Genomic DNA, 21395 nt, shown 5'->3' on the forward strand with positions numbered 1-21395 from the left:
TTGCACGGGCCATGCATCGTACATATGGTCTTGGGCGGCACCGGAAATTCGGTACATGCCAAGAAGTCTCCTGTCAGCGGGCACTTGCTTCGGACGGACTCGGAGGACAAGCGGCGTGGTCAGCGTTCTGATAGATCAGAATGACCGTTTCCTGGATATTCTGGAACGGCTGAGCTCGAAGTCGGTCGAGGATTACTACAATCCCTACAAGCTCTTCGAGTGGCCGGACCGACTTCCCGAGAACATGTGGTGGATGAGTCCCGAACTCACCACCACGTACGGGACGGCCGCGGCCGAGAGGCTGACGCAGGAACAGCTTTACGCGCTGTCCCGCTACGAGAGCATCAACTTCTACAGCCTCAACGTCCACGGAATCCGTGAACTTCTCATCGAGGTGACGAAGAGGATCCACACCTCGGGGTTCGAGACCCCGTCCGAGTTCTTCCACCACTTCATCGGTGAGGAGAACGAGCACATGTGGTTCTTCGCCGAGTTCTGCCTGCGCTACGGCAAGAAGATCTACCGTCAGCCGGCCGGCGCGAGCGCGGAGATACCCCGCTCGGACGTGGAGAGCCTGCTGGTGTTCGCCCGCATCCTCATCTTCGAGGAGCTGGTCGACCACTTCAACTCCAAGATGGCCCTGGACACCCGTCTGCACGAGACGATCCGGGCCATCAACCGGATCCACCACCAGGACGAGTCCCGGCACATCGCCTTCGGCCGCGAACTGGTCTCCGCCCTCTTCGCCGAGGTCAAGAAGAACTCGACCGAGCAGGAACTGGCCGATGTGTCGGCCTACATCAAGCGCTACATGACGTACAGCTTCGAGTCGCTCTTCAACCCGCAGGTGTACCGGGACGCGGGCGTGGAGAAGCCGCAGGAGCTCCGCCGGGAACTGCTTCAGGCGCCGACCCGGGCGCAGTTCGAGCAGAGCGTCTTCCGGAAGACCACCAAGTTCCTTCAGAAGGCGGGAATCATCTGATGCCGCCCACCACGCGGTTCGACCTGGGCACCGGCGACGCGCTCGTCATCCTCCCGCCGGACCAGACCGACCTCCTCAGGGAACTGGACGCCGTCTTCTCCGGCTGGGGACGCGCGCAGGGCGCCCGCGAGATCCTCCCGCCGCCGGTCTACCCGGTCCGGGACCTGGAGAAGTTCGACGTCTACACGAACTTCCCCCACCTCGCCCTGGTAGGGACGGGCCTCGACCTCGACACGGGCTCCGGCAAGCCCTCGGACGGCGGGTTCGCCCCCGAGAGCCTGCTCGGGGCGCGACTCGGGCTCCCGCACGCCACCTGCTACGGGGCCTACCTCCACCACGAGAACTCCCACGTCCCCGACGAGACCCTGATCACCCTGGTCAACCGGTGCTTCCGCAACGAGGAGCACTACGGCGGGCTGCGCCGGCTGCTCAGCTTCCAGATGCGCGAGATCGTCGCGCTGGGCTCGTACGAGCACACCCAGGACACCATCGCCCGGTTCACCGAACGGATCCTGGAGTTCTCCGGGGCCCTGTCCCTCGGCCTGGAGAAGGTGGCCGCGACGGACCCGTTCTTCGAGAACGACGGGGCGCGCGCCCTGCTGTCGAGGCTCAGCCCCGTGAAGTACGAGTTCCAGGCGGGCGATCTGGCCATCGCCTCGGTCAACACGCACCGCAACTTCTTCGGGGAACGGTGCAACATCCGCCGCGAGAACAGCGACGAACACGCCTACACCAGCTGCGTCGCCTTCGGTCTGGAACGCTGGCTGGCGGTCCTGCTGGACCAGCACGACGGCGACGCGCACCAGGCGTTGGAAGCCGTCCGGGCGGCAGCCGAACGGGTCTCCTGACATGCTCCCGGGGCGAGTCGGGATCGATCTGGTCCCCTTCGCCCGGGTGAGCCGGCTCCTGACGCCGGAGGCGGAACCCGTCCTCCCCCGCATGCTCTCGGCGGAGGAACTCGGGCTCTGCGTCACGGAGAGCGGGCCGGACATTCCGGGAATCGCCGGACGGCTGGCCGCCAAGGAGGCCGTCTTCAAACTGTTCCACGCGGCCGGGCAGCCCATGCCGTGGCTCGGCATCGAAATCCTGAAGGAGAACGGCGGGCGGCCCGTGGTGAGGCTGAGCGGCCGCGCCGCACGACTGGCACGGGACGCCCGTGTCGGACACATCGAAGTGAGCATCGCGCACGACGATCCCTTCGCCGTGGCGGTCGCGTTCTGCGACACGGCCACGGAGAAGGAAGCACACCAACAACTCGAATCGGCTTGACAGACTGAGGAGTTGAAATGGCTTCCGCAGGCATCGAGGAAATACGTTCGTGGATTCTGAGCCGGCACCCGGAACGGGATGACGTCGCGCCGGACGAGAACCTCATCGAGAGCCGCCTGGTCGACTCGCTGTCCTTCGTCGAACTCGTCTACGCGATCGAGGGCGCCAGTGGCGTCGAGATCGACTTCGACAACATCGACATTCGCGATTTCCAGACCCTCTCCTCCATCGAGAAGGCGTTTTTCGCGGCGGTCTGACTTCTTACGGAGGTAAGGGACGTGGAAGCTGTTTCGTATACGGCCCAGTGGACGGCGGCCGCTCGCGCCCTGGAGTCGGAACGCACCGGGGACGCCATGTTCGAGGACCCGTTCGCCCGCGCACTCGCGGCGCCGCGCGGCTTCGAACTGCTCGACAAGTACGGCGGTGGCGGACTGATCCCGTTCATCGCGATCCGCACCAGGTACTTCGACGACAGCGTCGACACCGTGCTGCGGGACGGCGACGTCCGGCAGGTGGTCCTCGTGGCCGCCGGAATGGACACCCGGGCGTTCCGCCTGACGTGGCCCGCGGGCACGACGGTGTACGAGATCGACCACGAGGCCTTGATGGAGGAGAAGCGCGCCCGCCTCGCCCGGCTGGGCGGCCGGGCCGCCGTCGAGCGCGTCGAGGTGAAGGCCGACCTCGCCCAGGACTGGCTGCCCGCCCTGAAGCAGGCCGGCTTCGACCCGGCCAGGCCGACGCTGTGGATCGCCGAGGGACTGATGTTCTTCCTCACCGAGGAACAGGTCGTCCACCTGCTGCGCACCCTGGGGTCGGCCTCCGCCCCCGGCAGCTGGCTCGCCGTGGACTTCGTCAGCAAGGCGCTGCTGCGCAGCCCGTTCTCCCAGTCGTTCCTGAAGGGACTGAAGGAAGACGGCACGCCGTGGCTGTTCGGGACCGACGAGCCGGAGGACTTCCTGGCCGCCTCGGGCTGGAAGGTACGGGATCTGCGCGAGCCCGGCGACCCCGGCGCGGGCGAGGGCCGCTGGCCGTACGAGGTGCAGCCGCGCGACCGCCGGGGCGTGGCCCGCAGCTGGCTCGTCCGGGCCGAGTACGCGGGCAGCTGAGGAGGCCGGGTGAGCACCGCGACGACGCTGGAGAGGATCGAGTCGTTCCTCCCCGAACGCAGCGTCCGCATCGACGACGTGGCCGCGAGCCTCGGGCTCAGACGCGCCGAGGTGGGCGTCTTCCGCAAGATCTACGGACTGGACCGGCTCCGCTTCGACCCGGACACCGGCCTGTTCGACCTGGTGCTCCCGGCGGCACGCCGCGCGCTGGCGGCGCTGCCCGAGGGACGCAGGGTCGAGTACGTCATCTACGCGCACACCGTGCAGGCCGTCGCCCCGCCGGACGTCGACACCGCCGCGACGATCCGCGAGGGCCTGGGGCTGCACGACGCGGAGGCCTTCGCGCTGACCCACCAGGCGTGCGTCAGCAGCCTGGGCGCGATCGACCTGGCGGGCGAACTGCTGCGTGCCGAGGCGCCCGAGGGGGCGTACGCGCTGATGGTCACCGGCGAGCGGGCGTACTCGCCGAAGGTGCAGCTCATCCCCAACAGCGCCATCATGGCCGACGCGGCGGCCGCCTGCCTGGTGACCGTGGGCGGCCCCGGCGACGAGGTGCTGTCCTTCGTCACCCGCACGCTCGGCGAGTACGCCGCCGGGCTGGAGATGACGAAGGAGGAGACACAGGGCTTCGGGCAGGTCTACGGCACCGTGCTCGGCGAGGTGATCAACGAGGCCGTGGACGCGGCGGGACTCTCCTTCGACGACGTCGACCTGGTGGTCCCGCACAACGTGAACATGGTCTCCTGGCGCCAGACGATCAAGGAGATGGAAGCCGACCCGGAGAAGTTCTTCCTGGACAACGTCGCGCACTACAGCCACACCTACGCCTCCGACGTCTTCGTGAACTACACGACCCTGCGCGACCAGGACCGCCTGGCCGACGGCCGCTACTACGTCCTGGTCTCCGTCGGCCTCGGCGCCACCTTCGGCGCCATGGTGATCAGGCACAGGAAGCGGTGAACGCGATGTCCTTCGACGACGGCTACACCGCGGGCCTGAAAGAGGCGCTCACCGGCGACCGGGACGCCCGGTTCGTATGGCTGTGCAACTTCGAGGTGGAGAACCAGTGGGCGCGCTCCTACACCGGCCTTCCGGCGGCGCGGGGCTCCGCCACGGCCGCCACCGTGCAGCGCATGGAGGAACTGGGCGCCCTCCTGGCCGAGCCCGCCGACTACCTGCTCCTCGACCGCCCGCTGGACGAGGGTTACCGGAGCTACGCCGAGAAGACGGGCCTGGGAGCCCCCACCGAGCTGGTCACCGCCGCGCCCGCCGCGGCCGGCGGCACCGGCGCGGCCGTGCTGGACTCCCCGGAACTCCTGGAGCGGCTGCGCCGGATCGCCCGGGACGGCGCCTACCTGATGCCCATGGGCAACTCCGCCCAGGAGGAGCGCATCGGCGAGCTGACCGGGCTGCGCCCCGCGGTGCCCGACGCCGCCACCTACGAACGCGTCAACAGCAAGATTTACAGCCGGCGCGTGGCCGAGGAGCTGGGGCTGCGCACCATCCCCGGCCACTGCTGCGAGACGGTGGGGCAGCTGCGGCACGCCCTCGAGAGGCAACTGGGCGAGGACCGGCCGGTGATCGTCAAGGACGCCTACGGCGTCTCGGGCAAGGGCCTGCTGGTCCTGGACAGCCGCAGGAAGGCCGACCGGCTGCTGCGCATGGTCGAGCGCAGGGCCGCGAACCGCGGTGACGACGCGCTGCACGTCGTCGTGGAGGCGTTCCTGCCCAAACGGTTCGACCTCAACTACCAGTTCACCGTCGACCGCCGCGGCCGGGTGCGCTTGGACTTCGTCAAGCAGGCCCTCACCTCCGGTGGTGTGCACCTCGGCCACGTCATGCCCGCCGACCTCACCCCGGCCCAGCAGGACGAACTGGCGACGGCCGCCGTGGCACTGGGCGGCCGCCTGTACGCGGACGGCTTCTTCGGCGTCGTCGGCGTGGACGCCCTGCTCGGGGCCGACGACCTGGTCTACCCGGTCCTGGAGATCAACGCCCGGCTGAACATGTCCAGTTACCAGGGACGGGTCACCGAGCGCTTCGGCCGCCCCGGAGGAGCCGCACTGGCCAGGCACTACCCGCTGCGGCTCGCCGAACCCCTGCCGTTCGAGGCGGTCACCGACGCGCTCGGCGCCCTCGCCGAACCGCCCCACGACGGGGACGGGCTCGTCATCACCTGCTTCGGGACGGTCAACGCCCAGGCCGGCGACGTGCTCGCCGGCGAACCGACCACGCCGGCGCCCCACTTCAACGGCCGGCTCTACACCATGCTGTTCGCCGGGGACCGCGAGGGACTCGACGCGCTGGACCGCCGGGTCGAGGCCGCGCTCGACCGACTGAACACAGCCGGGAGGACGCCATGAGCAGTCGGGAACTCCACGTACAGGGCATACCGGTGTCACGGATCGCGGAGGAGTTCGGCACCCCGCTGTTCCTCTACGACGCCGACGTACTGCACTCCGTCTACACCTCGCTGAGGGAGCGGCTGCACCCCGCCGTCGACATCTTCTACTCCCTCAAGGCCAACCCCAACGTCAGCGTGTGCGGCTACCTCGCCTCACTGGGCGCCGGGGCCGAGATCTCCTCGATGGTCGAGCTGATGACGGTACGGCGGGCCGGCATCGCGCCCGAGAACGTCATCTTCCTGGGACCGGGCAAGACCCGCGCCGAGCTGGAGGCGTGCGTCACCGCCGGCATCCACGCGGTGGTGTGCGAGTCCCTGGAGGAGGTCACGCTCCTGGAGGAGATCGCGGCCGAGCTGGGGCGCGACGACGTCACCGCACTGCTGCGCATCAACCCCGACTTCCACACCAAGGGGTCCGGCCTGGCCATGGGCGGCAAGCCGCGGCAGTTCGGCATCGACGCCGACACACTGCGCGGCTCCCGGGGGCTGATCGCCGCACTGCGCCGGGTGCGGGTGCGCGGCTTCCACGCGTACATGGGGACGCGCTTCCTGAACGCCGACGACCTCGTGCACAACACCCGGGAGATCCTCGCCCTGGCGGCCGAGCTGTCGGACCGGCTGGGCATCGTCCCCGAGACCGTGGACTTCGGCGGCGGATTCGGCGTCGCCTACTTCGACAACGAGAAGAGCCTCGACATCGAGACCACGGTCGCCGGCATCAACGAGGCCGTCGCCTCCTTCACCGCCAAGTACCCGCGCTGCCGCCTGATCAACGAGCTGGGGCGCTACCTCGTCGCGGCCTGCGGCACCTACGTGGTGCGCGCGCTGTACGTCAAGGAGTCCCTCGGCGAGAAGTTCGTGATCGCCGACGGCGGCACCAACCACCACATGGCCGCGGTGGGCATCGGCAGCTTCGTCAAGCGCAACTTCCCGATCCGGTCGTTGAGCCGGCACGGCGACGAGGCCGCGGACACCTACACGGTCACCGGGCCGCTGTGCACCCCCAACGACGTCATCGGCAAGAAGGTCCAGCTGCCGCGGGTCGAGCCCGGCGACCTGATCGGTGTCGAACTCTCCGGCGCCTACGGGCCGACCGCCTCACCCGGGCTCTTCCTCAGCCACGGATTCCCCGCCGAGGTCCTGGTGCACGGCGGGAGAGCCCACCTCGTCCGCGAACGGGACCGCAAGGAGGACCTGCTCGACAGGCAGCGCCTCGTGGACTTCACCCGCCACTGAAGGAACCCGGCACCGAAGGAGAACATCGGCAATGGAACGTCACGACGTGGTCAACGCCGTCGAGAAGGCGCTCAGCGAGGTGCTGGAGCAGCCCGTCACCGGCCTGACCGAAGAGGTCCGGCTCTTCGAGGACCTGCACCTGGACTCCACCTCGGTCCTGGAGATGCTGATGGCGCTGGAGGACGCCATCGACGTGTCCGTGGACCCGGAGAACCTCGACATGGACGACTTCAAATCGGTCGGCACCCTCACCGACTACGTCCTGTCCCAGCAGACCACCAGCGGAGTCTGAGGCGGATCGCGCATGCCGGCCCTCCTTGCGGCCTGCGGGGTGGTGGCACCGCCCCGCAGGTCCCCCGAAGCGACCCTGTCGAACCTCTCCTACTACCGTGACCTGGTCGAGCCCTTCGGCCTGGAGGTGGACGAGACGCTGCTGCGCTCCGCGCCCCACGTCAGCCACCGCGACCTGGTCGACCGGCTGGTGACCGCCTCCGACGTCCGCGACAGCGAACCCGACCTGGTGATCGTGGCCCACGCGCTGCCGGACATCACCCCGTTCACCGCCATGGCGCCCTACCTGGACCGGCTGCTGGGCGGCCGGGCCGTCAACTTCGGCATCCACCAGCAGGGACTGGCCGCGCCGTTCACCGCGCTGCGCGCCGTCTCGGCCTTCCAGCGGGCGGGCCGCTCCCGGCGGGCCGTGCTCGCCGTCCTGGAACAGACCACCCTGCCCACCCGGTTCCCCCTGGTCCACGACAACCACCTGGTCGACTCCGGGGTCCTGCTGGTCCTCGGCACCGACGGCGGTCCGCGGATCGCCCGGGTGGAGTCCGTCGCGGCGACCGAGTCCGCCGTCACCCGGCTCGGCGAGCTGACCGCGAAGGACCCCGACGGCACACTGCTGGTCACCGGCCCCTGGCTGGACCGCGACCCGCTCGGCCAGGACATCCCCTCCTTCCACTGCAACCCGGGCACGTACTGCACCAGCGTCTGGCTGGCACTGGCCCGGCACTGGACCGACTGGCGGGAGCGCTACGGCACCGTGCTGCTGTGCGACACCGACCCGCTCTCCGGCGGCACCCACATCGCGGTACTGCAGTCGGACCGGGCCCGGGACGCGGCGCGGGAGGAGCGATGACGACGACGGACGCCACGCTCCCCGCCCCGGTCCTCGGGTGGCTGGAGGCGTTCGCCGGGGAACTGGACGACTGCCACGAACAGGCCGCCCCTGGCGGCACGGTGTCCTCCCCGGCCGGCTGGACCATCGCCTCCGCACAGCGCCTGCCCGCGGGCACCCCGGTCCCCGGCACCTCGGGCACCCTCGCCGCCGTACGCGACGCACCACCGGCCGGCGACACGGTGGCGCAGGTCTTCTGCGACGCACTGGTGCGGCTGCACTGGCGACTGCTGCGCGACGTCCTCGACGGCGCCGTCAGCCGCCTCGACGGGCGCACCTCGGAAGGCGCCCCGCTGCTCGGCCGGCAGCTCGTACGGGGCACGATCGCGGACGTGGCCCTGGCCCTGTCCGAGACCCGGGACCTCCTCGACCTGCCCCGGCCCACCGCCGGGCGCCGCCGCCGGATCCACCGGGACCTGGTCGCCGCCGGCCGCACCGCGCTCGGACTGTACGGCGCGAGCAGCTTCGCGGCCGAGGGACCGGGCCGGCTCCTGTACGCGGCCGAACTGCTGGGCAACACCTATCTGCACACGGGAGAGCCCGAGGAGGGAGCCGGCCGTGAGTGAGCCCCCGCTGCCCCGCCGGACGGAGGTGCTGCGCTCCCATGTCAGGGACGCGGCCGCGCAGCTGCGGGACCCCGGCATGGAGATCGACCGCGACCCCACGGCCATCGACCGGTGGCTCCACCTCCCCGCGGCCGGCCTCATGCGCCTCAGCACCATCCCCGTGGAGTACCTGGACGCTCCGCTGCGCATCGACGGGCACACCTACGACATGCGCTCCTGCCTGGAGCACACCGTCACCATCGAGGAACTGAGCTACGGCGACGCCGGCTTCATGCTCGCCTGCCCCGGCCCGCTGATGTCCGGGGTCGCGGTGGACGCGCTCGGCGACGACAAACAGCGGCACGCCTACTACGAGCAGCTGAGCCGCCCCGAGGCGACCTGGACGTTCTTCGGCCTCACCGAGCCCGCGAAGGGATCCGCGGCCACCGAGCTGGAGACCGCCCTGACCCCCGACGGCGACGGTTTCCGGCTCAGCGGAGCCAAGCGCTACGTCGGCAACGCCGCCTTCGCCCGGCTGGGCGTGGTGTTCTGCCGCCGGGCGCCCGGACCGCTGGGCATCGAGGCCGTGCTCGTCGACACCCGGGACCCCGGCTTCCGGGCCGAGTTGATCCCGACCGTCGGGATGCGCGGCGCGCGCATCTCCGCCATCACGCTCGACGGCGTACGGATCGAACGGGAGCAGGTCCTCGGCTACGACACGCTCAGGCCCAGCCGCCGCGGACTGGTGGGCGCCATCCGCACCCTCCAGCGCTTCCGCCCGGTCCTCGCCGGCACCGCCCTCGGCCTGACCCGCGCCGTCCTGGACCACGTCCGCCGCGAACGGCCGGCCCTCACCGGAACGGCCCGCGACCGGCTGGAGGACCTGCGGGACCGGCTGGAGGCCACCCGGCGGCAGAACTACGACATCGCGTCCGCGATCGACGCCGGAAAGGTGCGGTCCGACCGCATCGCGGGCGTCAAGACACGCGCCGCCGAACTGGCCGAACGCGCCACCCTCGCCGCCGCCGACCTCCTCGGACCCGCCTCCCTCCTCGAGGACCCGTGGCTCGGCAAGCTGTACCGCGACGCGCGGGCCTTCGAGTTCATGGAGGGCACCGGCCACATCCAGCGGCTGGCGGTCTTCCAGGGCGTTGCCAAACACACTTTCCTCGCATGACCCCGGCCCCCGCACCGGGGCCGGGGAAGGAGACAGGGAGCGAGCCATGTGGATCGGCATCGACGTCATGACCGAGGACGAGCTCGGCGACCTGCTCGGCCGGCCCTGGTTCCGCCGTTACGTCTACGACGCCGACGAACTCGCCCTCGCGGACTCCTTCGGCGCCGAACGCGCCCGGGAGTTCCTCACCGGCCGCTTCGCCGGCAAGGAGGCCGCGCTCAAGGTCATCGGCACCGGCGTCGGGGCGGGAGTGACCCCCCGCCAGGTGGCCATCCTGCGCGCGGACGACGGGGCCCCCGTGGTACGGCTGACGGGGACCGCCGCCCAGCGCGCGCGGGAACGGGGCATCGGCTCCCTCAACCTGTCCATCACCCACAAGAAGGGCTTCGTCGTCGCCGCGGCCATCGGGGTGCCCGCCCGGTGCGGGCACCACCGCGACCGGCCGGACGACTGACCCCGCCCCGTCTCCTCCCGCCCGCCGTGCCCGTATCCGCCGCCGGTGCGCCCCGCGCACCGGCCCACCCCTCACAGGGAGCGATGTGTCCCGTCGCCTGTTCACCTCGGAGTCCGTGACCGAGGGCCACCCCGACAAGATCGCCGATCAGATCAGTGACACCATTCTCGACGCGCTGCTGGAGCAGGACCCGTCCTCCCGGGTCGCGGTGGAGACGTTGATCACCACCGGTCAGGTGCACGTGGCCGGGGAGGTCACCACCACCGCGTACGCGGACATCCCCGCGCTGGTGCGGGGCAGGATCCTCGACATCGGCTACGACTCCTCCAAGAAGGGCTTCGACGGCGCCTCGTGCGGGGTGTCGGTGTCGATCGGCGCGCAGTCCCCGGACATCGCGCAGGGCGTCGACACCGGAGGCGCGGGCGACCAGGGCCTGATGTTCGGCTACGCCACCGACGAGACCCCCGAGCTGATGCCCCTGCCGATCCGCCTCGCCCACCGCCTGTCCCACCGGCTCTCCGAGGTCCGCAAGAACGGCGCCGTCCCCTACCTGCGCCCGGACGGCAAGACGCAGGTCACCATCGAGTACGACGGCGACAAGGCCGTACGCCTGGACACGGTGGTGGTCTCCTCCCAGCACGCCTCCGACATCGACCTGGAGACCCTGCTCGCCCCCGACGTCCGCGAGTTCGTCGTGGAGCCGGAGCTGAAGGCCCTGCTGGCGGAGGACATCAAGCTCGACGTCGAGGGGTACCGTCTGCTGGTCAACCCGACGGGCCGGTTCGAGATCGGCGGTCCGATGGGTGACGCGGGCCTGACCGGCCGGAAGATCATCATCGACACCTACGGCGGCATGGCCCGGCACGGCGGCGGCGCCTTCTCCGGCAAGGACCCGTCCAAGGTGGACCGCTCGGCGGCGTACGCGATGCGCTGGGTCGCCAAGAACGTCGTGGCGGCCGGCCTGGCCTCCCGCTGCGAGGTCCAGGTCGCCTACGCCATCGGCAAGGCCGAGCCCGTCGGCCTGTTCGTGGAGACCTTCGGCACCCACACCGTGGACGCGGGACGGATCGGGCAGGCCATCGGCGAGGTGTTCGACCTGCGGCCCGCCGCGATCATCCGCGATCTGGACCTGCTCCGCCCGGTCTACGCCCAGACCGCCGCCTACGGCCACTTCGGCCGCGAACTGCCCGACTTCACCTGGGAACGCACCGACCGCACCGACGCCCTCCGCGCCGCCGCCGGCCTGGACTGACCCCTGACGGACCGTCCGCGGACCGCGGTGCGGACGGTCCGAACCGCCCCCCGGCGCTCGTGCGACCGGGCGGGCCGAAGGAGGAAGCACCGTGCGTATCGCCGTGACCGGATCCATCGCCACCGACCATCTGATGGTCTACCCGGGCCGGTTCGCCGACCAGCTGGTCGACGGCCACCTGGAGCGGGTCTCGCTCTCCTTCCTGGCGGACACCCTGGAGATCAGACGCGGGGGAGTGGCCGCGAACATCGCCCTCGCGCTGGGACGGCTGGGCCTGCGCCCGCTGCTGGCGGGAGCCGTGGGCACCGACTTCGCCGAGTACCGCCGGTGGCTGGAGACGAACGGCGTGGACACCCGGCTGGTCCACGTGAGCGACACCCTGCACACCGCCCGCTTCGTGTGCACGACGGACACCGACCAGAACCAGATCGCCACCTTCTACGCGGGAGCCATGGCGCAGGCCCGCGTCATCCGGCTCGAGCCGGCCGCCCGGCAGCCCGGCGGGCTGGACCTGGTGGTGGTGGGACCCAACGACCCCGAGGCGATGCTCCGCCACACCGACGAGTGCCGCGCGCTCGGCGTCCCGTTCGCCGCCGACCCCTCCCAGCAACTCGCCCGCGTCACAGCCGAGGAGGCCAGGCGGCTGATCGACGGCGCCCGCTACCTGTTCACCAACGAGTACGAGGCCGCCCTGCTCCGGCAGCGGACCGGCTGGACGCACGAGGAGATCCTGGAACGCGTGGGGACCTGGATCGTCACGGCCGGCGCCGACGGCGTGACCATCGCCGGGAAGGGAGGGCCGCGGTTCGCGGTCCCGGCCGTGCCGACGGACCGCGCCCAGGATCCCACCGGTGTCGGCGACGCCTTCCGGGCCGGCTTCCTGGCCGGCGCGGCCTGGGACTGGCCGCCGGAGCGCTCGGCCCAGCTCGGCTGCGCGCTGGCCACCGTCGTCCTGGAGTCGGTCGGCACCCAGGAGTACAAACTCTCCGCCGCCGACCTGGCGATCAGGATCGAGGAGACCTACGGCAGGACCGCCGCCGCCCGGATCCGTACGCGCCTGTCGGAGGTGCTCTGACGGCCCCGGGGCCCGGTGCGGGGCGTCGCCCCGCACCGGGCCCCGTCCGGGACGCGCGAGAGCCCGCCGGCCGGCCGGCGGGCGAAGGGATGCCGTCAGCCGCCGCCGAGGGTGCCGATCAGGCCGGCGCTCGCGGCGGCCGCGCCGGCCTGGAAGCGGCTCTCCGCCCCCAGCTCCTCCATGATGGCCGCGATATGGCGCCGCAGGGTGCGGGAGGAGATCCCCACCCGGCGGGCGATGACGTCGTCCTTGAGACCGCAGGCGAGCATCTTCAGGATGGCGTTGCGGACGTTGTTGAGCGAGGCGCCGTTGGAGGCGTTGCCGTCGAAGACGCAGGCCGGCTGCCAGGTGTTCCGGTAGATGCCGCACAGCACCTTCACGATCGCCGGTTCGTAGACGGCGGTGACCGCGGAGGTTCCCCCGTCGGAGGAGTCGGTGGGCAGGAACGCCGTCTCCTGGTCGACGATGATGACGAAGTGCTGCACCTCGTCCGACGTGCGGACCTCCGCCCCCGAGTCCAGGTCCTGCTGGAGGATCGCCCGGAAACTGGGATGGGACCTGGCCGAGTGGGGGTACAGCGTGCGCAGCCGCACCCCGCGCCGCACCGCTTCGTAGGAGAGCCGGAGGGTGTCCTTCAGGATCTGTGTCTCATAGCTGCACACCGGCCACATCGTGAGGATCTCCCCCGAGGACTGGCGGAGGGAGTCCGTCAGCCTCAGGGAGATCTCGCGCTGGTTCTCCAGTGTCGCCACCAGCCGGCTGGTCCGCTGGGTGCGCTGGTGCCGTTTGAAAGACTTGGAGAAACGTTCCAGCTGGTGGTGGATGGCGACCAGTTCGCGCCGTTTCTCGTGTATGGCGGATTCGAGGGGCAAAACGAGTTCCGTCTCGGCGGCGTCGGGGTCGGCCGCCAGGAAGGTGTCCTGCTCCTTGCAGTGCCGGACGAGTCTGAGCCGCTGCAGTTCCCGCATCGCCCGGTTGACGGCGGCGCTCGGCAACCCGAGCGCCGTGGCGATCTCCGTCGTGGTCGCCGCGTGGTACGACAGGACGTGGTCGTACACCCCGAGAAGCAGGTCCTCGCCGACGTCCTGGCCGCGTGCCGTCGGCTCGCGACGAGTTCTCTCGTTGTCCTCGGCCGACAGCTCGGATAAGCCTGCGTACGCGAGCATGTTCTCCACTGCGCTCACCATCCCGAGTCAGACGGTCAAAGAGGTTCGTTGCGGAGGATCTCGGCGATCTCCTCGGCGACCTCCGCTACCTTTTCGTTCAGGAAGAAATGGCCACCGGAGAAGCGCCTGATCCGGAAACCCGCGGATGTGTGCCGTTCCCACCCCTGCTCCCCGCCGCCGGTCAGATACGGATCCGCGTCGGCGTGCAGGAAGGATATGGGGCAGCCGACCGACGCGTTTTCGGGGGCGAGATAGGTCGAATTGGCGTGATAGTCGTTCTTCACGACCGCCAGAATGGGCTCCAGGAACTTCGGTTTCTCGAAGAACCGGGGAGGAATGCCGCCCAGCTCCTTGAGTTCGGCGATGATCTCCTGGTCGTCGCGCGGCGTGTGGCTGCCGAGCCCGTCCGAGGGCGAACGGCGTCCGGACACGATGAGCTGCCGGGGGGCGGCGCCGGCGGCCTCCAGGCGCCGGGTGACCTCGAAGGCCACGACCGAGCCGAAACTGTGGCCGAAGACGGCCACCGGTCTGTCGAGCCAGGGGCGGACCTCTGCGGCTATGCGGTCGGCGAGTGCGCCGACGTCCTTGACCGGCGGCTCGCCACGGTTGCCCGGGCGGCCCGGGTACTGGACGGAGAGCGCCTCCACCTCTTCGGGCAGGGCTGCGGACAGCGCGTTGTAGGCACTGGCCGAAGCGCCGGCGTAGGGACAGCACACCAGGCGGATCCGGGGGTTCACCCGGGGTACCGCACTCCGGATCCACTCGCTTCTCTTGTCGAGGGGTTGGACGGCCATGTCACCTTCCGTGTGCCCCCGGAGGGGGTCGTACCGGATCGGTCGCAGGAATTGCCCGAGAATAGCGCACCGCCGGTGCGGGCGAATTTCACGTCATGCCGTGCTGGTCACGCTACTGACGGTCGCGTCATATGTCAACGGTGTTTCCTGCGGGTATCGTGAGTGGCGTGTGACGGATGAAGTTTTTCGGCGAAACGGCGGAATTCGCCGGGAGGACCCTTTCGGATGGCCCGCTCCATTCCAGGGAGAGCAACCTCTTTTGGGGAGTGCGGGACCATGGGTAAGCCGGTTCGCAATTATCCGTATTCACCCGCAGGCCGGAAACCGGCGCGAGTGGCGCCGGCCGGCCGCCCGGGGCGGGCCCGGTCGGTCAGCCGAGCCGCGCGGGCGGGCGCCGCCGGGCGGGCGGGACCGGTGAAGGCCGACATCGTCGGCCGGCGGCCCGGGGGCCGCGCGAGGGTCTTGAAGGGGCCCGTACCGAGGGCGGCGTGGCGCGCCACGGCCACCGCGAGGCCGGCGCCGCCGCGGCAAGGGGCGAGCCCGGACATGGCGTCTCGGTGGTCCGCACGGTTCCCGTCATGAGCGCACCCGCACCTCCCGCGATCCCGACCGCCGCAGCGGCTGTCGTCATCCTCCTTCGATGAGCATCGTCACTTTCGATGCGAATCAAACTTTGGAGTATGTGACCGACGGTCGGAAGGGCGCCGCGTACAAAGCGGTACGGCGGTCAGGACAGCAGTCTCTGCGCCATCTGCCGCGCCCGCCGGAAGGGCTCGACACTGCGCTCGCTCATCGCGGTGACCACGGCCCCGTCCATGAGCAGCGTGAACTGTTCCGCCAGCTCCGGCGCCCCGGCGTGGCCGGCGTCCTCGATCAGGCCGCGCACGTAGTCGGCCACCTTGCGCTTGTGCTCGACCGCGAGCCGGTGGACGGTGCTGCCGGGTTCCTTCGCCTTCTCCGCCATGGCGTTGATGAAGGCGCAGCCGCGGAACGCGCTGTCCTCCGCCCCCTCGGCCAGGGCGTCGAAGACGGCCAGGGGTGTGCCGCCGCGGGCCTCCACCCGCTCCCGCAGCCACTGCCTCCATTGTTCGTCCCGGCGCTGCAGGACCGCGGACACCAGATCGTCCTTGCCGTCGAAGTGCCGGTAGAGGGAGGCGCGGCCGACCCCGGAATGGCTCAGAAGGCGCTCCAGGCCCACTCCGTTGATGCCCTCCTCGTAGAAGAGCTCATCGGCTGCCTGGAGGAGGCGGTCACGTGCGCGAGTCGGCATGTGACCAGGGTAGTCGCCCTTGACGCTAAACGGTACCGACCGATACCGTCCGCCAATATGGTACCGATCGGTACCGAAATCGAGGAGGGTTCATCGTGAGTAAGTCCGTCCCGGACCACAAGAGCGGGACGCCTGAGGGGAAGACCGACGAGGGAGAGTCCGCCGCACCGTGGCGGGGAGTCCTCGTCCTGGCATTCGGTGCCTTCGCCATCGGTACGGACGAGTTCGTGCTCGCCGGTGTCCTGCCCGAGCTGAGCGACTCCTTGTCCGTCAGCATCACCACCGCCGGACAGGTGGTCACCGTGTTCGCGCTGACCTGCGCGGTGATGGCGCCGATCCTCGGCACGCTCACCGCCGCCTGGCCGCGTCACAAGGTGCTCAAGCTGTCCGTGCTGGTCTATCTGCTCGGTGTCGTGGGGACCGGTCTCGCACCGTCGTTCCCCGTGGTCCTGGCGGCCCAGGTGATCGCCGCCGTCGGCGCCGGCCTCTACATCCCGGCGGCCAGCGTCACCGCCTCGGCGCTGATGGGGCCCGAACGCCGCGGCCGGGCCATCGCCGCCGTCACCACCGGACTCACCGCCGCCACCGCGCTGGGCGCTCCGATCGGGACCGTCGTGGGCAGCGTCCTCGACTGGCGGGCCACGATGTGGTTCATCGCCCTTCTCACCGTGCTGAGCCTGTTCGGCGTGTTCACCCTCGTGCCGGCGGTGGTCACAGGGGCGCCGGGAGGTCTGCGCCAGCGCCTCGCGCCGCTCGGCGACCGCCGTGCGGTGGCCGTGCTCGCCGCGACGCTCGTCGCCTTCACCGCGGCGTACATCGTCTACACCTACATGGCCGAGGTGTTCGCCCCCGCCACCGGCGGCGACGGCCGGAAACTGGCCATCCTGATGTTCGCGTTCGGCCTCACGGGCATGGTCGGCAACTTCTACGCCGGGACGCTCGCCGACCGGTTCGGGGCACGTGTGGTGGTGGGCGGCGCGGTCACCCTGCTGGCGGCCAGTCTCCTCGTGCTGCCGCTCGCCACCGGCTCGTTCGCCGCGGCGGCCGTCGTCATCGTGGTGTACGGCGTCGCGGCCTGGGGCATCACCGCGCCGCAGCAGTCGCGCCTGATCACCCTCAACCCGGAGTCGGCTCCCCTCCTGATCTCCCTCAACGCCGCGTTCCTCTACCTTGCCATCGCCCTGTCCGGCGTCATCGGCGCGGTGGGCATCAACACCATCGGGGCCCGGAACATCAGCCTGATCGGCGCCGCGGTGGCCGTGCTCGCGCTGGGCCTCTCCGAACTGGGGCACCGGCTGGCCAAGAACTCGCCGGCGCGAACGGCCAAGGTCACCGCGTAGCCGGCCGACGTGTCATTCAACCCGTAGTGAAGGGCGTTCCTATGTGCGGAATCGCTGGATGGGTGGACTTCGAACGCGACCTCGTCAGGGAGGTCGCCGCGGCACAGACCATGACCAGGACGATGGCCTGCCGAGGCCCCGACGACGAGGGGATCTGGAGCGCCGGACACGTGACGCTCGGACACCGCCGGCTCGCGGTGATCGACATCGAGGGCGGCCGGCAGCCGATGCGCACCCCGGAGACCGGTCCGGACGGGGAGCCGCTCGTGGTCGTCAGCTACAGCGGCGAGGTGTACAACTTCAAGGGGATCCGCGAGGAACTGGTCCTCCTCGGACACCGCTTCCGCACCAGGAGCGACACCGAGGTCGTGCTCCGCGCCTACCTCCAGTGGGGCAGCGCCTTCGTCGACCGCTTCAACGGGATGTACGCCTTCGCCCTGTGGGACACCCGGACCGAGGAACTCCTCCTGGTCCGGGACCGCCTCGGGATCAAGCCGCTCTTCTACTACCCCACCCCCGCCGGAGTGCTCTTCGGATCGGAGCCCAAGGCGATCCTGGCGAACCCGCTCAGCAGCGCGGTCATGGACCTCGACGGCCTGCGCGACGCGCTCGCGCTGGCCCGGGTGCCCGGACGGACCCCGCTGCGGAACCTGTACGAGGTACGGCCGGGCCACATCGTCCGCGTCAGCCGTGAGGGCATACGCCAGGAGGCGTACTGGAGACTCGAGACCCGTCCGCACACCGACGACATCCCCGCCAGTGTCGCGAAGGTGCGGGAGATCCTCGAGGACGCGGTCACCCGGCAGATGGTCTCCGACGTGCCGCTGTGCACGCTGCTGTCGGGCGGCCTGGACTCCAGCGCGCTGACCGCGCTCGCCCAGCGTTCGCTGGACGCCGACGGCGGGGGACGGGTCCGCACGTTCTCCGTCGACTTCGCCGGGCTCGCCGAGAACTTCCGGCCCGAGCCGTTCCGGGAGGCGCCCGACGCGCCGTTCGTCACCGAACTCGTCCGGCACGTGGGCACCGACCACCGGGAGATCCTGCTCGACACCGCCCGGCTCGTCGAGCCCGGCGTGCGCGACGCGGTCCTGCGGGCCTGGGACCTCCCGTACGGGATCGGGGACCACGACCCTTCCCTGTACCTGCTGTTCAAGGCCGTCCGCGAGAACTCGACCGTGGCCCTGTCGGGGGAGTCCGCCGACGAGGTCTTCGGGGGCTATCTGTGGTTCCACGACCCGGTCGCCTCGCAGGCCGACACCTACCCCTGGCACGCGATCAACAAGGTGCCGGTGAGCGAGCAGGCCACGAGCTTCCTGGACCCCGCCCTGGTCAAGGAGCTGAGCCTCGCCGAGTACATCGCCGACCAGTACCACAGCGCCGCAGGCGAGGTCACCCACCTGCCCGGTGACAGCCCGGACGAACGGCGGATGAGGCTGGCGAGTTACCTCAACATCACCCGCTTCCTGCAGATGATGCTGGACCGCAAGGACCGGATGAGCATGGCGACCGGCCTGGAGGTCAGGGTCCCGCTGTGCGACCACCGGCTCGTCGAGTACGTCTACAACGCGCCCTGGTCGGTGAAGACGTTCGACGGGCGGGAGAAGAGCCTCCTGCGGCACGCGACCAAGGACCTGCTGCCGGAGTCGATCGTACGGCGCCGCAAGGCGCCCTACCCGTCGACCCAGGACCCCGGGTACGACGAGGCGGTCAACCGGGAACTGAGCCGGATCGTCGCCGACCCCGACGCGCCGGCACTGCCGCTGCTGAACCTCGAGGCGATCCGTTCCCACCTCGCCAAGCCGGTCGACACCCCGTACTCGATGATGCAGCGTTCCGTCTACACCGAGACCCCCGTGCGGCTGAACGCCTGGATGGAACTCCACGGCGTCGACATACGGAGCCTCATGGTCTGAGGCCCGCCCGACGACCACGCGATACGGGCCGGAAGGGGAGTCGCCCGGACATCCCTTCCGGCCCACCGGTGCCACCGGAACCTCCCGGCCGCCTTCACCCCCTCACATGTCCGGCGGGAACCAGGCCTGGAGGGTCTGCGGGTCGATCGGCATGGAGATGTGCTCGTGGGTGATCAGCCACCGGCCGTTCAACTGCCGGAAGCACACGCTCGAGCGCACCCAGATCCCGATGTCGAGCCCGTTCCTGCGCGTTCCCGAGTCCAGGTGGAGCATGTGCGCGAAGGCGATGTCCGAGGCGCCGCTCGCGATGGTGAGCGCGTGCGTCTCCAGCCCGATCGGGCCGTCGTACTCGCCGAACCACCGCTCGAAGTTGCCGCGGACCTCCTCGCGTCCCGTGAACTGGAGCGGGGGGACGGCATCGTAGTAGACGATGTCGTCGGAATAGTGCGACATGAGCCGGTCGATGTCCTTGGTGCGGCTGGCGTCGACGCGGCTGTCCAGCAGCGCCCTGATGTCGGACTCGTGTGAAGCCATTGCATCCTCCTCCGATGTCACTTGCCTGACCGCGCGGCCCCGTGAAATGTGAGGTGCCGGCAGGTACCGGAGGGAAGCGGCCGGCACCGCCGACCTCACATTCCGCCGGGCTGTCCGGTCGTACATGTCGGCAGCGAACGCGACACGAGGAAACGGGGGAGCCGTGACCATCCAGTCCGGACCGGGAGACGACCTGATCGATCCGAGCCTGGCCACGCTCATGGGCGAGCGGCGTCGGCTGATCGATCTGGCCTACCGGCTCCTCGGCTCCTTGTCGGAGGCCGAGGACGTCGTCCAGGAGACCTATGTCCGCTGGTACGGCATGTCCCGGCAGCGGCAGGAGGCCGTCGAGTCGGTCGGCGGCTGGCTGACGACGGTCGCGACCCGGCTCTGCCTGAACGTGCTCGGTTCGGCCCGGGCCCGGCGGGAGCGGTACGTGGGGCACTGGATCCCCGAACCGCTGCCGGAACGCACCGAGCGGCTGGACGGGGCCTCGGGCGCCGCGACCGACGACCCGGCCGACCGGGTGACCCTGGACGAGTCGGTCACCATGGCCTTCCTGGTGCTGCTCGAATCCATGACCCCGGCCGAGCGCGTCGCGTTCGTCCTGCACGATGTCTTCCGGTACTCCTTCAGCGAAGTGGCCGAGATGGTCGGGCGCAGCCCGGCCGCCTGCCGCCAGCTGGCCGCCTCGGCCCGCCGCCGGGTCCGCCACGCGCGGCCGCCCTCCCACCCGGTGCCGGCCGACCGGGCCGCCGGCATCGTCAGGAACTTCAAGCGGGCTTGGGAGACCAAGGACGTCGGCGCCCTCGTCGGTCTCCTCGACCCCGGCGCGACAGCGGTCGGTGACGGAGGCGGTCGCGTCACCGCTCTGCCGCACCCGATCGAAGGCGGCGAGCGGGTGGCGCACTTCCTGGTCGGACTCACCACCAAGGCCACCGGCCTGGTGTTCACCGAGCGGACCGTCAACGGTCGCCCGGGCCTGGTCGCCAGGTACGCGGGCGCCACCGTGGCGGTGTACGCGTTCGACATCGTCGGCGACCGCGTCAAGCACATCTGGGGCGTGCTGAACCCCGACAAACTCCGGCAGTGGACCGCATGACGCGTGCCGCCCCCGGGCACGAGGGAGGCGGCCGGGTGGCCGGGGTTCGGAGACCGGGGGTACGGCACGATGGTCGACGGCGACGGCCCGGTGCTCGACGACCCCGTGGGCCGGTCGCTCCGCCGCCCCCACGCCCGCCTCGCGCGCGGGCTCGGCCTCGTCGCCCGGATCCGGCCGGGGCCGTTCTGGCCGCGGCCACATGAATGCGGTATCTGTCCCGTCGTCCGCGGGCGAGGGAGGCCGGTGGCGATGGCGGGGAACGGTCGCGGCCACCGGGCCGGACGGGGAACAGCGCCGCCCGTACCGCTCCCGAGGCGCGTGAGTGGGGGCCTTGCGGTCCGACTGGCCGGTGCACTCGCCGCGCGCGTGATGGCGCGTGGCGCACGCCCCTTCCCGCGGGTGGCCGAGGCGAGCACCGGTGTGATCTCCCTGGACGCGCGGCTCGGCTTCACCCCGCGAGAAAATGACCTTCCGCGGGTCTTGTAGCCCCAACAGCCCCCACGGGCCTTGCCGATGGCCCCGGAGCCGGCGAAACGGCCCCCGGGCCATGCGTTCGGCGGGGGCGGCGCCGGCGCCGGTCACGCGGCGAGCCCGGTGCC

General features: G+C 70.5%; 22 protein-coding genes. 18 read left to right on the top strand and 4 right to left on the bottom strand.

Annotation, left to right across the window (positions count from 1 at the left end; translation table 11 throughout):
• Positions 1–115: 115 nt before the first annotated feature.
• The 15 genes from HB370_RS36755 to HB370_RS36825 all read left to right on the top strand — a co-directional run bounded on the left by HB370_RS36755 (position 116) and on the right by HB370_RS36825 (position 12677).
• Complete coding sequence (locus tag HB370_RS36755; protein WP_030788588.1) at positions 116–982, top strand: diiron oxygenase; 867 nt, start codon at positions 116–118, stop codon at positions 980–982.
• Entirely contained in the window at positions 982–1830 is an 849-nt protein-coding gene (locus HB370_RS36760) for a hypothetical protein (RefSeq protein WP_030788591.1), read from the top strand. The genes HB370_RS36755 and HB370_RS36760 overlap by 1 nt, the downstream gene beginning before the upstream one ends.
• A gap of 1 nt (position 1831) precedes the next feature.
• Positions 1832–2251 carry a 4'-phosphopantetheinyl transferase superfamily protein gene (locus HB370_RS36765; RefSeq protein WP_037702590.1) on the top strand — a complete coding sequence of 140 codons (420 nt, stop codon included), beginning with the start codon at positions 1832–1834 and terminating at the stop codon, positions 2249–2251.
• Positions 2252–2268: 17 nt separating this feature from the next.
• A complete protein-coding gene (locus HB370_RS36770; RefSeq protein WP_030788598.1) occupies positions 2269–2508 on the top strand; it encodes a phosphopantetheine-binding protein in 240 nt (79 codons plus the stop codon).
• A gap of 21 nt (positions 2509–2529) precedes the next feature.
• A complete protein-coding gene (locus HB370_RS36775) occupies positions 2530–3357 on the top strand; it encodes an SAM-dependent methyltransferase (RefSeq protein ID WP_030788601.1) in 828 nt (275 codons plus the stop codon).
• A 9-nt stretch (positions 3358–3366) separates the two neighbouring features.
• Entirely contained in the window at positions 3367–4317 is a 951-nt protein-coding gene (locus tag HB370_RS36780; protein WP_030788604.1) for a 3-oxoacyl-[acyl-carrier-protein] synthase III C-terminal domain-containing protein, read from the top strand.
• A gap of 5 nt (positions 4318–4322) precedes the next feature.
• Positions 4323–5720, top strand: coding sequence for an ATP-grasp domain-containing protein (locus tag HB370_RS36785; protein WP_030788607.1), 1398 nt, complete (start codon positions 4323–4325; stop codon positions 5718–5720).
• Positions 5717–6997: a type III PLP-dependent enzyme gene (locus HB370_RS36790; RefSeq protein WP_030788610.1), complete on the top strand. Its 1281-nt coding sequence runs from the start codon at positions 5717–5719 to the stop codon at positions 6995–6997. Before HB370_RS36785 ends, HB370_RS36790 begins: the two co-directional genes overlap by 4 nt.
• A gap of 31 nt (positions 6998–7028) precedes the next feature.
• A complete protein-coding gene (locus HB370_RS36795) occupies positions 7029–7289 on the top strand; it encodes a phosphopantetheine-binding protein (protein ID WP_030788613.1) in 261 nt (86 codons plus the stop codon).
• A 12-nt stretch (positions 7290–7301) separates the two neighbouring features.
• Positions 7302–8135, top strand: coding sequence for a hypothetical protein (locus tag HB370_RS36800; protein ID WP_030788616.1), 834 nt, complete (start codon positions 7302–7304; stop codon positions 8133–8135).
• Positions 8132–8740 (top strand): hypothetical protein, encoded by a 609-nt coding sequence (locus tag HB370_RS36805; RefSeq protein WP_051816028.1) that lies wholly within the window; start codon positions 8132–8134, stop codon positions 8738–8740. Before HB370_RS36800 ends, HB370_RS36805 begins: the two co-directional genes overlap by 4 nt.
• On the top strand, positions 8733–9896 hold the full coding sequence (locus HB370_RS36810; protein ID WP_051816029.1) for an acyl-CoA dehydrogenase: 1164 nt from the start codon (positions 8733–8735) through the stop codon (positions 9894–9896). The genes HB370_RS36805 and HB370_RS36810 overlap by 8 nt, the downstream gene beginning before the upstream one ends.
• A gap of 46 nt (positions 9897–9942) precedes the next feature.
• Complete coding sequence (locus HB370_RS36815; RefSeq protein ID WP_037702593.1) at positions 9943–10350, top strand: holo-ACP synthase; 408 nt, start codon at positions 9943–9945, stop codon at positions 10348–10350.
• A gap of 85 nt (positions 10351–10435) precedes the next feature.
• The gene (gene metK, locus HB370_RS36820) at positions 10436–11602 is read left to right on the top strand and encodes a methionine adenosyltransferase (protein WP_167513077.1); all 1167 of its coding nucleotides are present in this window, start codon (positions 10436–10438) and stop codon (positions 11600–11602) included.
• Positions 11603–11693: 91 nt separating this feature from the next.
• Positions 11694–12677, top strand: a complete 984-nt coding sequence (locus HB370_RS36825) for a carbohydrate kinase family protein (RefSeq protein WP_030787123.1) — start codon at positions 11694–11696, stop codon at positions 12675–12677.
• Positions 12678–12772: 95 nt separating this feature from the next.
• Here HB370_RS36825 and HB370_RS36830 read toward each other — a convergent pair whose 3' ends face one another.
• From HB370_RS36830 to HB370_RS36840, 3 genes are all read right to left on the bottom strand, one after another.
• On the bottom strand, positions 12773–13843 hold the full coding sequence (locus HB370_RS36830; RefSeq protein WP_157855611.1) for a helix-turn-helix transcriptional regulator: 1071 nt from the start codon (positions 13841–13843) through the stop codon (positions 12773–12775).
• Between the two features lie 35 nt (positions 13844–13878).
• The gene (locus HB370_RS36835; RefSeq protein ID WP_037702363.1) at positions 13879–14637 is read right to left on the bottom strand and encodes an alpha/beta fold hydrolase; all 759 of its coding nucleotides are present in this window, start codon (positions 14635–14637) and stop codon (positions 13879–13881) included.
• A gap of 727 nt (positions 14638–15364) precedes the next feature.
• The gene (locus HB370_RS36840; protein WP_030787110.1) at positions 15365–15907 is read right to left on the bottom strand and encodes a TetR/AcrR family transcriptional regulator; all 543 of its coding nucleotides are present in this window, start codon (positions 15905–15907) and stop codon (positions 15365–15367) included.
• 95 nt (positions 15908–16002) lie between these two features.
• Here HB370_RS36840 and HB370_RS36845 point away from each other — a divergent pair, with 95 nt between their 5' ends.
• Both HB370_RS36845 and asnB read left to right on the top strand, forming a co-directional pair.
• Positions 16003–17247, top strand: a complete 1245-nt coding sequence (locus tag HB370_RS36845) for an MFS transporter (protein ID WP_078637639.1) — start codon at positions 16003–16005, stop codon at positions 17245–17247.
• A gap of 41 nt (positions 17248–17288) precedes the next feature.
• The gene (asnB, locus tag HB370_RS36850; RefSeq protein WP_030787104.1) at positions 17289–19160 is read left to right on the top strand and encodes an asparagine synthase (glutamine-hydrolyzing); all 1872 of its coding nucleotides are present in this window, start codon (positions 17289–17291) and stop codon (positions 19158–19160) included.
• Between the two features lie 102 nt (positions 19161–19262).
• Here asnB and HB370_RS36855 read toward each other — a convergent pair whose 3' ends face one another.
• Positions 19263–19694, bottom strand: coding sequence for a nuclear transport factor 2 family protein (locus HB370_RS36855; RefSeq protein WP_030787101.1), 432 nt, complete (start codon positions 19692–19694; stop codon positions 19263–19265).
• Positions 19695–19857: 163 nt separating this feature from the next.
• Between HB370_RS36855 and sigJ the strand changes: the two genes are divergently transcribed.
• The gene (gene sigJ, locus HB370_RS36860) at positions 19858–20796 is read left to right on the top strand and encodes an RNA polymerase sigma factor SigJ (protein WP_030787098.1); all 939 of its coding nucleotides are present in this window, start codon (positions 19858–19860) and stop codon (positions 20794–20796) included.
• Positions 20797–21395: the final 599 nt, after the last annotated feature.

This window comes from Streptomyces sp. DSM 40868 (assembly GCF_011820545.1).
In the GTDB taxonomy this organism is placed as follows: domain Bacteria; phylum Actinomycetota; class Actinomycetes; order Streptomycetales; family Streptomycetaceae; genus Streptomyces; species Streptomyces eurythermus.